The sequence below is a fragment of the Candidatus Pelagibacter sp. PS_40 genome, assembly GCF_059417765.1.
The window spans coordinates 619,125-633,775 of record NZ_CM182064.1 but is presented as its reverse complement, the minus strand read 5'-3'; the positions used below and the strand labels follow the sequence as shown (position 1 = coordinate 633,775).

The window sequence follows — 14,651 nt, the reverse complement described above, 5'->3', positions numbered from 1 at the left end:
TAGATACAAAGGACTTAAAATACCATGGGTAAAGCAATTAGAATTACTGAAAAGCTTGAAAAATATATAAATAATTTTAGTTTAAAGTTAAATCCCATCCAGCAAGAAATAATCGAATACAATAATACACTTGGAGACGTTAAGAGAATGCAAGTAGCAACATCTCAATGTCATTTTCTTCATTTAATTATAAAAACTTCTAACATTAAAAATGTACTTGAAATTGGTACTTTTACTGGGTTAAGTGCACTTTCAATAGCTTTAGCATTACCAGATGATGGCAAACTTATAGCGCTAGATAAAGACAAAGAAACCAACAAGATTGCAGTAAGTTTTTTTAAAAAAGCTAATCTTACTAATAAAATTCAAACAATTGTTAAGCCTGCATTAGATAGTTTAGATGAATTAAAGAATAGTAAATTTGATATGGTTTTTATTGATGCCGATAAAATGAATTATAAAGAATATTATGAAAAATCACTGAAGTTATTAGATAAAGGAGGATTGATTATTGTAGACAATGTTTTATGGCATGGTGAGGTCGCTGATGAAGATAATTTAGATAAATTCACTGTAAATATTAGAGATTTTAATACTTATGTTGCAAACGATAAAAGAGTGGAGCAAATCATTGTCCCTTTAGGTGACGGTATGACTGTTTGTAGAGTGATATAATGTTTGATGTTTTTGGTTTTTATAAATTTAAAAAACTCACTTCTCTAAAAAAAAATAAGATTTTACTACAGGATTATTTGATTAAAAAAAATATTCGAGGAACAATAATTATAGCTAATGAAGGAGTAAATGCAACAATCTCAGGAAAAGCTAACGATCTAAAGTCAACTATCAACAAGATTAAAAAGATATTGAATTTTAAAAAGTTTGATAGTGAAAATATTTCAAAAAGTAAATTTCAACCATTTCATAAGCCAAAAGTAAAAATTAAAAAAGAAGTAGTTCCCATGGGTCTTTCTTTGTCATCAAAAAATAAGAAAAATAATCATATAGATCCTAAAAAATGGAATAAGTTAATTAATGATAAAGACACATTAGTTCTAGATTCTAGAAAACCATTTGAATATAATGTGGGCACCTTTAAAAGATCAGTTAATCCTGATGTTGCTAATTTTAGAGAATTTCCAAAATACCTAAATAAACTAAAAAAAACGAAACCAATTGCAATGTTTTGTACTGGTGGAATAAGATGTGAGAAAGCTTCGGTATTTTTAGAAAAAAAAGGTTTTAAAAATGTTTATCAGCTAAAAGGTGGAATTTTAAATTATTTAAAAAATATTAAAAAAAAAGAAAGTTTATGGAATGGGGAATGTTTTGTCTTTGATAACAGAATCAGTGTTAAACATGGATTAGTAACTGGTACATACTCAATGTGTAGTGGATGTAGAAAACCAGTTTCACCAAAAGATAAGAAGTCTAAAAAATATGAGGAGGGTGTTTCATGCGTAAATTGTCATGATAATTTAACTCAAACTCAAAAAGAGAGATTTCGAATGAGACAAAAGCAAATAAACCTTGCTAAAAAGAGTGGATCGAAGCATATATTTCAAAAAGAATTTAAATAGGAAAAATAATTGTCCAAAGCCATTAAATTAACTAAAGATCCAATTTGGGAGTTACTTAGAAAAGTAACCATCCCAGCAAGTGTTGGTTCATTATTTCAAACATTTTATAATTTAGTTGATACCTGGTTTGCGGGTAGAATTTCTGCAGAAGCTATAGGTGCTATTGCTAAGTCATTTCCCATATACTTTGTCATCATTGCTGTTGGTGTTGGTATTGGTGCTGCAACGAACTCATGTATTGGCAATTTATTAGGTGCTAAAAAAATTAATAAAGCTTCACTATTTATTGCCCAATCAGTAATTTTTTCATTGGTCACTTCTATTGTTGTTACTTTATTTGGATTAAACGCTTCTGATTTTCTCTTGAGCGTTATGGGCTCTGATGCTGCTGGTATCGCTTTAACTAGAGAGTATTTAGATATAATTTTTTATGGAACATTTATAGTTATGATCCAAATCTCTTTAAATGGAGCTTTAAATGCACAGGGAGATACTAAAAGTTATAGAAATGTTCTTATCTTTAGCTTCTTTTTAAATATTTTTTTAAACCCATTATTTATCTGGGGATACGGAATTGTTCCAGCTTATGGTATAGGTGGCCTTGCAATAGCAACTGTTATCGCTCAATCTATTGGTACTATTTATTTAGCCTATAAAATTAACTCATGTAAATTAAGAAAATATTTATCTATTAAATGCTTTATTCCTAAGTTTATTCTTCTTAAAGAATTGTTCACACAAGCAATGCCAATTATGATTAGTATGTTGTTTATTGGAGTAGGTATTTTTAACATATTATATTTTATTGGACAATTTGGTGATCTTGCAACAGCAGGTTATGGTGCAGCTTTAAGAGTTGAACAAGTCTTCTTACTTCCAGTAATTGGTTTAAATACAGCAGTACTTTCTATCGGTGGACAAAACTTTGGTGCTAAAAATTATAACCGTATTAGAGAGCTTTATACTAAGGCATTATTTTTTGGATCATCGTTTATGGCCGTAGCAGGTGTGGTTTTATTCTTCGGTGCAGAGTTTTTTGTATCTCAGTTTACAGATAATGTAGAAGCTATTTATCATGGTGCTATATATTTAAAAGTTGCTGCATTAATAGCTCCTATTTACCCAGTATTCTTTATTACAACAGCAGTCTTTCAGGCACTTAAAAAACCAATTTATAGTCTTTACTTAAGCGTTCTAAGGTTAACTGCATTTCCGTTCTTATCATTATGGTATGTAATTAATATTAGAGGAGGAGATTATGCGGATATTTTTTATACCATCATGGCAACCAATTGGTTTATGGGTATTGCAGTAATCATCTTTATTGGATATTTTTTAAATAATGTTTTTAAACAAAAAAAAAGCCATTTTTCTTATTAGTGTTTCCGCACTAATATTTATTTTAACTATTAACCAAGTCAAATCTCAAACAATTAAAATTGTAGATGGAGACACAATTCATCTTAATGGAGAAAAAATTAGATTTATAGGGATAGATACACCTGAATTAAAACAAACTTGCCTTAACAAAGGAGCTAAGGATCCTTGTGGAATTACAGCAAAACAAATCCTTATTGATAAAATTTCAAACAATAATGTTGAATGTATTAGTGAAGGAAAAGATCAATACAAAAGAACACTGGCCGAATGTTTTGTTAATAATGAAAGCTTATCAAGTTATTTAGTTAGAAGTGGCTATGCATTTGCCTATAGAAGGTATTCAAAAAAATTTGTATCTGATGAAGATTATGCAAGAATTAATAAAATAGGTATGTGGTCTATGGAATTTGATTATCCTTGGGATTACAGAAAATCTAAGAAAAATTAAAGCTAATAGGGTAGTTCTGTTAACAGGTGCTCCAAAATTCTAGTTAATCTCTTGTTTATTAATTTTAAAGAGCTTTTCACCTAAAGGACTGATTGGGTCTTGAGGTGTGGGTTTGATTTTAGTTTTTTCCTCAACGATACTTAATAGTTTTTTAGCAAGTCCTTGACGTCTAAACATGGGGTTAACAAAAATATACTCCACTTCGGCTGTCTCATTATACCGAACAAAACCAAGTGTAGTATTAATGTTTTTAAAAGTAATAACACCATCATTTAGTTCAACATCATAGTCTAAATTACTCATTAATTATTACCATCTTGTTTAAGTTTTTTTTCAAATTTTCTCACTATGAAAGAAACAATTAATATCAAAATTAAATATTCCAAGATTAAAAATGTATAAATTTCTAATGGTCTATAGGTTGACACAACTAATTCATTTGCTTTTCTTGTTAAGTCACCAATACCTATAATTGATACCAATGAAGACATTTTTAATACATATACAAACTGGTTGCCTAATGCAGGAAGGATATTTTTAATTGCTTGTGGAAGAATTACTAATCTTAACCTTTTATAAAAAGTTAAACCCAGTGATGAGCCTGCTTCCCATTGTGATTTTTTAATTGAGTTTATTCCTGCTCTAAAAATTTCTGCTTGAAAAGCACTTTCACTTATTGCCAGCGCAATTATTCCAGACACAAATGGACTGAAACTTAACCCAGTCATTATAGGTAAACCATAATAAATCCATAATATTAAAACAAGTAACGGTATTGCTCTTATAATTTCCACATATCCAATATTTATGTATGTTAAAAATTTATTCTTAGCTAAAGAAGGAATTGCAACGATAAACCCTAAAATTGCAGATATAATTATAGATACTACTGAAATATAAATAGTTGTAGTTAAACCACTTAATAAAAATTTTAGGTTTGTTAAACCTTCAACATTGTTAGGTGATAGAATAAACCAACCCAATTCCTGACCACTACAAGAGGTAAGGGGTAAAATTAAAAGTAAAAAAAGTAAATTTTTCACTCTTAAAGTTATAATGAATTAGAGATTAATATCTAATTTTTTATAAGCTTTTTAAATTATATTTAGCGAGTAGTTTATTAAAGAAACCAGAGGATTTTTTACTTTTGATCCACTCATTTACATAATCATTCCAAACTTGATCATTTTTACTAACCATCATTGCTAAAAAGGCAGGATTTTTTTCTCCATCAGGAACAATTGCTAATTGAGGGTACTTGACAACTAATTTATTAGCCTCTGTTGAACTTGTAATGTTTCCATCAGCTCTTCCAGCTAATACTTCTTGAAAGTCTCTTGCAGGTGACTCAACTGATTGTAATTTAGACAAAGGAAAGAACTCTTTAGCTTTTTCCTCTTGAGAAGTCCCAAGTGTTGTAGCAATCGTTACATCTTTATTGTTTAAAGATTTCCATGTTGAATATTTTTTTAAATTCTTTTTAAGTACCAATGGAACAGTTCCATACTTGTAATAAGAATCTGTAAATCCAGCAACTTCTGCTCTTTTTGGAGTTTTAGTGACACTTGTGGAAATATCATATCTTCCTGCGGTAATTCCTGAAACAATTGTTTTCCATTCAGTTGGTACAAAGGTAATTTTCACACCCATATCTTTTGCTAATTCTTGCATGACATCAATATCAAATCCCTTATATTTATTTGTAGCAGGATCTTTCATGGTCATTGGATCCCAGTCGCCTGTTGTTCCAACTTTTAACTCACCAGAGGATAAAATCTGTTCAAGTTTTGATTCTGCGTTAAGAGAGAAGGGTAAAAGTGCTAATAGCACCACAAGAAGTATTTTATTCATAAACTTTATATAACAATAATTTTAATAAATATAAGCTTATAACCTTGACGCACTATCACTCAACCAAGAGTGTAAATGCTCAGAAAAAGACCTTCTAACAAATAAATTTACCTCATTAATCTCTTTATGATGAATAATTACATCAATATGAGATAATATTGTTTGAACAACTGGTCCTTTTTTTGTTTTAAAATCATTAAAATTGAAAGGGGAACCTGTAGAAAATAAATCAAAAACCTTACCACCTTTGATATTTAACATTACAAATTGGTCGCTAACATCAGTTACAGCGCCCAATTTAACTTTAGATATATTTTTAATTAATTCATCTTCAACTTGATAAGTGTTACTTTCCTCACTCACAGTTTCATTTGATATTAACATCCATTCATCGGGACTTAACCAAAATGCAGTTAATTTCTCTGCTGATGTAGACGTATTAGCCTCAGTGGGTAAAACCATATTAAGATTTTTACCTACTGCAGTAATAAAATCTTTTGTTTTACCTCTTATGATTAATTTCATAATAGGTTTGATTTCTTTAATTTCTAAATCAGAATATGTTATATCCCCTTTAATAGAAGTTTTATAATTAAGCATTTAACCTCAAATTTTCTTTGTCAAAAAAAACAGGATCAACAATCGTCACATTAATATTTTTATTTTCCATTGGGATAAATAATTTTTGACCTAGCATATTTTTTCCACCTCTAACTACTGCTAGGGCAATTGATTTATTTAAATTAGGGCTATAGTAACTTGAAGTTACATGACCTAGCATTTCAACTGGTTTTAAACTAGTGTCAGCAACTATCTGAGCTCCTTCTTCTAAAACTTCACTTGGATTATCTGTCAGTAAACCTACTAATTGTTTTCTATCTTCTTTCATGGTGTCAGATCTATAAAGAGATCTTTTACCAATAAAGTCATATTTTTTTTTACTAACAATCCAATCCATCTGTAAATCTATAGGTGTCATCGTTGCATCCGTATCTTGGCCAACAATAATAAATCCTTTTTCTGCTCTTAATAAGTGCATTGTCTCAGTGCCATAAGGAGTGATGTTAAATTCTTTACCTGCTTCCATGCATTTTTTCCATAAGTCTTCACCATAGTTAGCTTGGATATTAATTTCATAACTATGTTCACCAGTAAAACTAATACGCATAATTCTACATTTAATATTGCCAATTTTTGTATTTTTGAATGACATGTGTGGAAAGCTTTCATCTGAAAGATCAAGATCAGGTATTAATTTATTAAGAATTTTTTTACTATTAGGCCCACAGATGCTAGCTGTTGCATAATGATCCGTTACAGATGACAAATACACATCTAGTTCAGGCCATTCAGTTTGTAGGTAATCTTCTAGTTTTCCTAATACGTTTGCAGCACCACCTGTTGTTGTGGTCATAATATAATGATTTTCATCAAGTCTAGTTGTGACCCCATCATCGTAAACCATACCATCTTCATTAAGCATTAAACCATAACGACATTTTCCAATGGCAAGTTTTGACCAAGCATTTGTATAAACTCTGTTTAAAAATTCTGAAGCATCCGTTCCTTGAATATCAATTTTACCAAGAGTTGAAGCATCTAATATACCAGCGCTATTTCTTGCAGCTTTACTTTCCCTTTGAACGGCCTCATGCATTGTTTCATTATTTTTTGGATAGTACCAAGCTCTTTTCCACTGACCAACATTTTCAAATTCAGCTTTATTTTCTATGTGCCAGTCATTCATTGGCGTTCTTCTAAATGTATCAAAATATTCACCAACATTTCGTCCAACAATTGTTCCAAATGTTAATGGAGTGTAAGGAGGTCTAAACGTTGTAGTTCCAAGCTCACCCATCTTAACACCAGCAGTTTCTGCAATAATACCAAGGGCATGCATATTACCAAGCTTTCCTTGATCGGTACCCATTCCAGTTGTTGTATATCTTTTTACATGTTCAATCGATCTAAAACCTTCTCTTAGAGCAAGTTTAATATCTTTTGCAGTTGCATCATTTTGATAATCTACGAAAGGTTTTGTTTTTCCTAAAACTTTATCGGATGGAAGTAGCCAAATATTTCTAATCTTATTATCTTTAGGACAATTTATTTCTAAATTGTCAAATTCAGTTTCATTTATATTTAAAAATTCTTTTAAAGATTTTGTAGAATTTTTTATAACATCATCTAAATCAAAATCACCATTACAAGAACCAATGCTAATTTGAGCTGATGAATATATATCAGGAATAAATACTTGATCTTTTTCTCTAAATTTTAATTTACCTCCTGATTGAGTAAACAAATGAACGGCTGGCGTCCATCCACCTGCAATTGCTAGGCAATCACAATCAAGTTCTATTTTTTCTGGATTTGCAAAAGATTGACCATCTTCTGACAATTCCATTATTGTAATTTTATTAATTCTTTTATAACCCTCAGTATTTACAACTGTGTGTGATCTATAAACTTTAATCCCTAAATCGTCAGCTTCTTTAGTAAATGCAGTTTTAGATTGCTTTCTAATATCTATGATTGCTTCAACTTTAATACCTTTTTTTTGTAATGAAATTGCACTTTCATAAGCTGTGTCATTATTAGTAAGAAATATATTTTTTTGACCAGTTGCAACACCATAATAATCTGCATACTTTTTAACTGCAGATGAAAGCATAATACCAGGTCTATCGTTATTATTAAATACCAGAGGTCGCTCTAAAGAACCAGTAGCAACAATAACCTTTTTAGCTCTAATTTTTAATAATCTTTGTCTTACTTTTTTATTTTTTTCATTTTTAGGAAGGTGATCAGTTAAATTTTCTCTAGCTAATAAATAGTTATATCCATGATAAGCAGCAACACTAGTTCTTGTTTTAATTTCTAGGTTTTCAATATTTCTTAATTCATTAATTTCATTTTCTAACCAAACAGAAGAATTTTGATCGTTTATTTTTATATGATCTGAATTTTGGAAAATTGTAGATCCTCCGATTTCATTTTTTTCATCAAGTAATAATGTTTTAAGATTATTTTTTGCTGCAGTTTTTGCAGCTATAATTCCACTAATGCCAGCTCCGATAACCAAAACATCACAGTGAATGTATTTATGATCATATATGTCAGGATCAGGCACTGTTGGAGATTTTCCTAGTCCTGCTGAATGTCTTATAACATATTCATACTTTTCCCAAAAATTAGCAGGCCACATAAATGTTTTATAATAAAAACCAGCAGGCAGAAGTGGGGATAAGAAATTATTTATACCTCCAATATCAAAGTTAACACTAGGCCAACAATTTTGACTGTTTGCCTCAAGCCCATGATAGATTTCTAGTTCGGTTGCTCTAACATTGGGTTCTGTTAGTGCTGTGTTGTTATTAACCTGTACAATTGCATTAGGCTCTTCAGATCCTGAAGTCATTATTCCTCGTGGCCTATGATATTTAAAACTTCTTCCTACTAAATGAATACCATTAGCTAGCAAAGCTGAGGCAAGGGTATCACCTTTGTATCCAAAATAAGATTTTCCATTGAATTTAAAAGAAACTCTGGAAGTTTCATCAATATATTTACTAGTTGTAACTCTTAAATTTTTTAGCATTAAATTATTTTATAGGAGGTTTTTCACCCATTTTATAAACAGCTTTAATTTGGTCATTTGAAGTATCCCTCACCATGTTAAACCACTTTCTACATCCGTGAGCATGGTTCCATCTTTCAAATTGAATTCCTTTAATGTTTTTTCTCATAAATAAGTATTCTGCCCATTCATCATCACTTAATTCTGTGGGTTGTTTAGGTCTTTCAATGTGAGCTTCACCACCAGCTTTAAATTCACTTTGTTCTCGTTCACCACAAAAAGGACAAGTAATTAAAAACATTAATGAGCTACCGCCGCTGCACCATGTTCATCAACAAGGTCTCCACTGATAAACCTATTTAAATTAAATGCAGCATTTAGTTTGTGTGGTTCATCATTTGCGATTGTGTGAGCAAATAAATCACCTGATCCAGGTGTTGCTTTAAATCCACCAGTTCCCCAGCCACAATTAAAGTACAAACCTTTTATCGTCGTTTTACTAATAATAGGACTAGCATCTGGGCAGATATCTACAATTCCACCCCATTGTCGAAGCATTCTCATTCTACTAAAAATTGGATAAAGTTCTAAGATTGCATTTAATGTTCCCTCAACAATATCGTGACTACCTTTTTGTGAATAAGAAACATAATCATCAGTGCCTGCACCTATTACTAGCTCACCTTTGTCAGACTGACTAACATATGCATGTACAGCGTTAGACATCACTACTGTATCAATAATAGGTTTAACTGGTTCTGAAACTAGAGCTTGAAGAGGTTTACTTTCTAAAGGTAATCTTAAACCTGCCATGTTTGCTAGCACACTTGAATGACCAGCAGCAACTACTCCAACTTTTTTAGTTTTTATAAAACCTTTGGTTGTTTCAATACCTTCTACTTCATCACCATTTCTTTTAATTCCTTTAACTTCACAATTTTGAATTATATCTACACCCATTTCATCTGCACCTCTAGCATACCCCCAAGCAACAGCATCATGCCTTGCGGTACCAGCTCTTCTTTGTAAAGTTCCACCCAGTACAGGATATCGAATATCTTGTGAGGTATTAATAATAGGGCAAAATTTTTTGACTTCTTCTGTGCTTAAGTAAACTGCGTCTATGCCATTTAATCTATTAGCATGTGTTCGTCTTTTTAAATCTCTAACATCCTGTAAGTTATGTGCAAGATTCATCACACCTCTTTGACTAAACATTACATTGTAATTTATTTCTTGAGATAAACCTTCCCACAATTTTAAAGCATGATCATAAAGACCAGCACTAGCATCCCATAAATAATTAGATCTTATAATCGTAGTATTTCTTCCTGTATTACCACCACCAATCCAGCCTTTTTCTACTACAGCAATATTTGTCATATTATGTTTTTTTGCTAAATAGTAAGCAGTTGCCAAACCATGACCACCACCACCAATAATAACTGCATCATATTCTTTTTTTACAGTGGGATCTTTCCAGGCTTTTTGCCAATTTTCATGATAGGAAAAAGCATTTTTGACTAATGAGAATATTGAATACTTATTTTTCATAATATTATTCAAGAATTACTTTATAAATATTGAATATTCAATACAATCGGTTATATCAATGTCGCAGTGGAAGAGTGGGTGAGAGGCTGAAACCAGTCGTTTGCTAAATGACCGTGCGGGGAAACTTGTACCGAGGGTTCGAATCCCTCCTCTTCCGCCATTAAAATAAAGGCTGATCTTTAAAAAAGTCTTTCATTTTAATAGGCTTTTTTTCCAAGATATATCTGTAAACATTGTAGTTTTCCATAACACGTTGAACATAGTTACGAGTTTCTTTAAATGGAATTAATTCAACCCAGTCTACAAAATCAATTTGTTTTTTTTGAGGATCTTTGTTTATTTTTTTCCAGTGTTTAACTCTTTTAGGACCGGCATTATATGCTGCGGTAGCAAAAGGGTAGGCACCATCATATTGTAAAATTAAACCAGCTATATAATGAGAGCCTAGATTAATATTATATTCAGGATCAGAAGTTAACCTTGATTTTGAATATGGAAGTTTTGCTTGTTTAGCAACTAGCTTAGCCGTATAGGGCATTATTTGCATTAAACCTTGTGCACCAACATGACTGTTTGCTCTCATGTCAAATTCACTTTCTTGTCTTATAAGAGAAAGTATAAAAGCTGTTTCAGGTATTTTTCTGCCATTAACATACTGCGGGACACTTATAATTGGATAATTAAAAGTATTATGAAATCTTTTTTCATATGAGGCTAACTTTGATACTTGGATCGCAAAATCGTATCTTGATATATTTGTAGCAAGCTCAGCTGCTAAAATCTCACTTCCACTTGCAATATTGTCATTAGCCAAATGTCTCAGTATATTTTTGGTATATTTATCTTTATTTAATTCATTTAAAAGATGTGTAATTTTTACAAGCTCTTTATTGTAAAAATATTTTCGATAGTCATCTTCAACATCAGCTTGTTCTTCAAGTTCAAAATTTTGACTAGGGTTGATTTTTAAAAAGGCTAATTGACCATAGTAAGTTGTTAGATATTTTGTTGCTTCACGATACCAATCTTCTGATTGTCGTTTATCACCAATTTTTTCATAAGATCTACCAAGCCAATAAGCGCCTCTTGCCAAACTTATAGGGTAGCTAACGTTTTGATAAAAGTTATTGAAATGGTCAACTGCTAAAATAGGGTCATTTAAAAAACTTAATGCAATCCAACCACTCAACCATTCAGCCTCAGCAAACTCTGATCCTTTATCTAGTGAGTGTTGGCTAGCAACTTTATAAGCTGTCTCATATTTATTTTTATAAATAAGAGCTCGTGTCATGATTGCTCTCTCAACCCACCATTTATCTGGTCTCACTAGATAATCTTTATTATTTTTAATTGAAAACAATATTTCAAGTGAACTATCAATTCTGCCTCTTTTTCTTCTCCATTTAAGTCGATCATGATTGAGACCAGCATCATTTTTGAATTTTTGTGGAACATTTTTTATTGCCTGGTCAACACCATAAGATTTACTCATCAAAATTTGTCTAGCTGTATAAAGTAGTTGATAATCTTTAGGTAAATAAGGAAGCATTCTTTTTAAATCCCAATATTTATTTTCCCATGCTAAATAATCAGCTCTATTTATATAATCTTTTGAGTCTAAATATTTTCTATATTTTTTACTTAAAGATTTCATGCTAGCTCTAGAAAGTTCTGCTGTAATCCAGCCTCTCTTAATTAAAGCAATTCCTTTTTCATTATCTCCAGTTTGTATAAAGCTTTCACCTAATACCAGCATACCATAGCCACTTAAGGGCTCATCAACTCCAAACCAATTAATAATTTTTTTAGGAGAAATTTTATCCGTTGAAAGTTTTTGTTCTGCTAAATATTTTATTCTACTTATTCTTGGGTAGTGTTTATTGTTTTGTATAAAAGTCATGTAGTCATAAAACGTAGCTTGGTTTCCTGTTGTTAATAAATGTCTCCATTGTATAAAATTATATATGGATTTATCTTTAGCATTTTTTGAATTTTTCAATGCAGTTGTCCATTGACTTTTTTCCATTGCCTGGATAGATTTTTTTGCAATATCATAGTCTTTTTGGCTGTAGTATTTTGATCTTTTTTGAACTACAGATTTTTCACTTTTAACTATTAATGGCTTACTTTTAGGAATGAGAAAATTAATTTTTTTTTTATTTTTTTTGACTGTTACGATTTTGACTTCTTCTTTTTTTTGTGATGGTTTAGGTTTAGGTTTAAGGATCCCTTGAGATATCTTTTGCTTCTTAACTTCTTCATCTAAAATAGGTTTTTTTAAAGGAATTATTGATATTTCAGCAGCAAATATATTCCCTATAATTACCAAACTTAATAATAGTGATTTTATAAAAAAAATTATCTTTCTGGGCATAAATTTACTAAATGAATCTTTAAACTATGTTATAAGTATTTATGTTCAAAGGATCAAATGTTGCTTTAATAACCCCGTTTAAGAATAATGAGCTAGATGTTGAGGCTTATATTAAGCTAATTCATTTTCAAATATCAAACGGTACAAACGGCTTGGTTCCTGCTGGGACAACAGGTGAGTCGCCAACATTAAGCCATGATGAACATCAAAAAGTAATAGATTTATGTGTTAAAGAAAGCAATGGAAAAAATATAGTTATTGCTGGCACTGGCTCTAATTCGACTAAAGAAGCAATTTCTTTAACAACTCATGCAGAAAAAGCGGGAGCAGATGCGGCTCTAATAGTAACTCCATATTACAACAAACCAACTCAAGAGGGTTTATATCAACATTATAAAGCAATAAACGATAGATGTGGGATACCAATTATAATTTATAATATTCCTGGAAGATCTGTAATTGATATGTCTGTTGATACAATGGCTAGATTATTTGAATTGAAAAATATTGTTGGTGTTAAAGATGCAACTGGTGATCTAGATAGAGTTAATCAACAAAAAGATAAAATGGGAACTGATTTTGTTCAACTAACAGGTAATGATGATAACGCTTTAGAATTTAATAACAGAGGTGGGGTAGGCTCTATAAGTGTAACTGCTAACATTGCTCCTAAGTTATGTTCTGATTTTCAAAAAGCCTCAAAAATAGAAAATAATGAAAGCAAGCTTGAAGCAATCAGATTAGATAAAATTTTACAACCCATTCACAGCTCAATGTTTATAGAAAGCAATCCAAGCCCTGTTAAATATGCCGCAAAACTTCTGGGTCTTTGTGATGATGGGGTTAGATTACCTTTAGTTAAAGTTACAGACCCAACTAAGGATATTGTTAAAGAAGCTTTAGTATCAGCAAATCTACTCTAATGAACAAGAAAGCCAATCCTGGTTTAAAAATTATTTGCTTAAATAGAAAAGCAAGTTTTAATTTTTTTTTTGAAGACTTAATTGAAGCTGGGATAGTTCTTAAAGGGTCTGAGATTAAATCAATTAGAGATGGAAAAGTTAATATTGCAGACTCTTATGCTGTAGAGAAAGACGGTGAAATAGTTTTAATTAACTCTCATATTGCTGCATTTAAGCAAGCCAGTTATTCAAATCATAATCCAACAGATGAACGAAAATTATTATTAAACAAAAAGGAAATTAACAAATTAATTGGTAAAATGCAGAGGGATGGCTTTACACTTGTTCCAACAAAGATGTATTTTAAAAAGGGAAAAGCTAAAATAGAAATAGCAGTCGCAAAAGGTAAAAAACAATTTGATAAAAGAGCTACTAAAAAAAATAGAGACTGGAATCGTGAAAAAGCAAGACATATTAGAAAATCAAGTTAAACAATCATATTTAGCAATAGGATCAAATTTAGGTAATAAAATTACCAACATTCATATAGCCTTGTCTGAACTTAAGAAAAATAAAATTAAGATAAAAAAAGTTTCATCTCACTATTTATCAAAATCTTGGCCAAATCCTTTAATGCCAAGTTTCATAAATATTGTAATAGAAATCGAGACAATCTTAACACCTTTAGAATTATTAAAAATTTGTAACAATATTGAATTAAAATTAGGCAGGGTTAGACTAAAAAAAAATGCTCCACGAACATGTGATATTGATATAATTGATTATGATAAAAAAATTTTGAATATAAATAATGACAAGTTAATAATACCTCATCCAGAGATGACTAAGAGAAATTTTGTATTGTTACCATTATTTGAGATAAACAGAAGTTGGAAGCATCCAGAATCTAAGATTAATATAGTAAATTTAATTAATTCTTTATCAATTAAAGATTTAAGATCTATTAAACAAATATAAATTG

General features: G+C 30.6%; 15 protein-coding genes and 1 tRNA gene. 8 read left to right on the top strand and 8 right to left on the bottom strand.

Going from position 1 to position 14,651, the window contains the following annotated elements; genetic code table 11:
• Positions 1-24 precede the first annotated feature (24 nt).
• The 4 genes from AC5SLW_RS03315 to AC5SLW_RS03300 are packed head-to-tail and all read left to right on the top strand — an operon-like array spanning position 25 to position 3,408.
• Positions 25-675, top strand: coding sequence for an O-methyltransferase (locus AC5SLW_RS03315; protein WP_020169471.1), 651 nt, complete (start codon positions 25-27; stop codon positions 673-675).
• Positions 675-1,580 carry an oxygen-dependent tRNA uridine(34) hydroxylase TrhO gene (gene trhO / locus AC5SLW_RS03310; RefSeq protein WP_020169470.1) on the top strand — a complete coding sequence of 302 codons (906 nt, stop codon included), beginning with the start codon at positions 675-677 and terminating at the stop codon, positions 1,578-1,580. Before AC5SLW_RS03315 ends, trhO begins: the two co-directional genes overlap by 1 nt.
• A gap of 9 nt (positions 1,581-1,589) precedes the next feature.
• A complete protein-coding gene (locus AC5SLW_RS03305) occupies positions 1,590-2,960 on the top strand; it encodes an MATE family efflux transporter (RefSeq protein WP_020169469.1) in 1,371 nt (456 codons plus the stop codon).
• Complete coding sequence (locus AC5SLW_RS03300) at positions 2,923-3,408, top strand: thermonuclease family protein (RefSeq protein WP_494575788.1); 486 nt, start codon at positions 2,923-2,925, stop codon at positions 3,406-3,408. The genes AC5SLW_RS03305 and AC5SLW_RS03300 overlap by 38 nt, the downstream gene beginning before the upstream one ends.
• 39 nt (positions 3,409-3,447) lie before the next feature.
• On the opposite strand, the gene AC5SLW_RS03295 is transcribed toward AC5SLW_RS03300, so the two are convergent.
• From AC5SLW_RS03295 to AC5SLW_RS03265, 7 genes are read right to left on the bottom strand one after another with little or no spacing between them, the layout of a single operon-like run.
• Positions 3,448-3,711 carry a GNAT family N-acetyltransferase gene (locus tag AC5SLW_RS03295; protein WP_006996856.1) on the bottom strand — a complete coding sequence of 88 codons (264 nt, stop codon included), beginning with the start codon at positions 3,709-3,711 and terminating at the stop codon, positions 3,448-3,450.
• Positions 3,711-4,451 (bottom strand): amino acid ABC transporter permease, encoded by a 741-nt coding sequence (locus AC5SLW_RS03290; protein WP_494575786.1) that lies wholly within the window; start codon positions 4,449-4,451, stop codon positions 3,711-3,713. Before AC5SLW_RS03290 ends, AC5SLW_RS03295 begins: the two co-directional genes overlap by 1 nt.
• Before the next feature lie 40 nt (positions 4,452-4,491).
• The gene (locus AC5SLW_RS03285) at positions 4,492-5,259 is read right to left on the bottom strand and encodes a transporter substrate-binding domain-containing protein (protein ID WP_271564651.1); all 768 of its coding nucleotides are present in this window, start codon (positions 5,257-5,259) and stop codon (positions 4,492-4,494) included.
• A 36-nt stretch (positions 5,260-5,295) separates the two neighbouring features.
• The gene (locus tag AC5SLW_RS03280; RefSeq protein WP_494575784.1) at positions 5,296-5,859 is read right to left on the bottom strand and encodes a sarcosine oxidase subunit gamma; all 564 of its coding nucleotides are present in this window, start codon (positions 5,857-5,859) and stop codon (positions 5,296-5,298) included.
• On the bottom strand, positions 5,852-8,860 hold the full coding sequence (locus tag AC5SLW_RS03275; RefSeq protein ID WP_006996860.1) for a sarcosine oxidase subunit alpha family protein: 3,009 nt from the start codon (positions 8,858-8,860) through the stop codon (positions 5,852-5,854). Before AC5SLW_RS03275 ends, AC5SLW_RS03280 begins: the two co-directional genes overlap by 8 nt.
• 4 nt (positions 8,861-8,864) lie before the next feature.
• Positions 8,865-9,140 (bottom strand): sarcosine oxidase subunit delta, encoded by a 276-nt coding sequence (locus AC5SLW_RS03270; protein ID WP_006996861.1) that lies wholly within the window; start codon positions 9,138-9,140, stop codon positions 8,865-8,867.
• Positions 9,140-10,393 (bottom strand): sarcosine oxidase subunit beta family protein, encoded by a 1,254-nt coding sequence (locus AC5SLW_RS03265; protein WP_006996862.1) that lies wholly within the window; start codon positions 10,391-10,393, stop codon positions 9,140-9,142. Before AC5SLW_RS03265 ends, AC5SLW_RS03270 begins: the two co-directional genes overlap by 1 nt.
• 68 nt (positions 10,394-10,461) lie before the next feature.
• Between AC5SLW_RS03265 and AC5SLW_RS03260 the strand changes: the two genes are divergently transcribed.
• Positions 10,462-10,553 (top strand) — tRNA-Ser (locus AC5SLW_RS03260).
• Here AC5SLW_RS03260 and AC5SLW_RS03255 read toward each other — a convergent pair.
• Positions 10,554-12,767, bottom strand: coding sequence for a lytic transglycosylase domain-containing protein (locus AC5SLW_RS03255; protein ID WP_006996863.1), 2,214 nt, complete (start codon positions 12,765-12,767; stop codon positions 10,554-10,556).
• Positions 12,768-12,808: 41 nt separating this feature from the next.
• On the opposite strand from AC5SLW_RS03255, the gene dapA reads away from it, so the two are divergent.
• Genes dapA through folK form a run of 3 tightly spaced genes read left to right on the top strand, consistent with a single transcriptional unit; the run spans position 12,809 to position 14,647 of the window.
• On the top strand, positions 12,809-13,690 hold the full coding sequence (gene dapA, locus AC5SLW_RS03250) for a 4-hydroxy-tetrahydrodipicolinate synthase (RefSeq protein WP_494575781.1): 882 nt from the start codon (positions 12,809-12,811) through the stop codon (positions 13,688-13,690).
• Entirely contained in the window at positions 13,690-14,160 is a 471-nt protein-coding gene (gene smpB / locus AC5SLW_RS03245; RefSeq protein ID WP_006996865.1) for an SsrA-binding protein SmpB, read from the top strand. The genes dapA and smpB overlap by 1 nt, the downstream gene beginning before the upstream one ends.
• Positions 14,126-14,647 carry a 2-amino-4-hydroxy-6-hydroxymethyldihydropteridine diphosphokinase gene (folK, locus tag AC5SLW_RS03240; protein WP_271563469.1) on the top strand — a complete coding sequence of 174 codons (522 nt, stop codon included), beginning with the start codon at positions 14,126-14,128 and terminating at the stop codon, positions 14,645-14,647. Before smpB ends, folK begins: the two co-directional genes overlap by 35 nt.
• Positions 14,648-14,651: the final 4 nt, after the last annotated feature.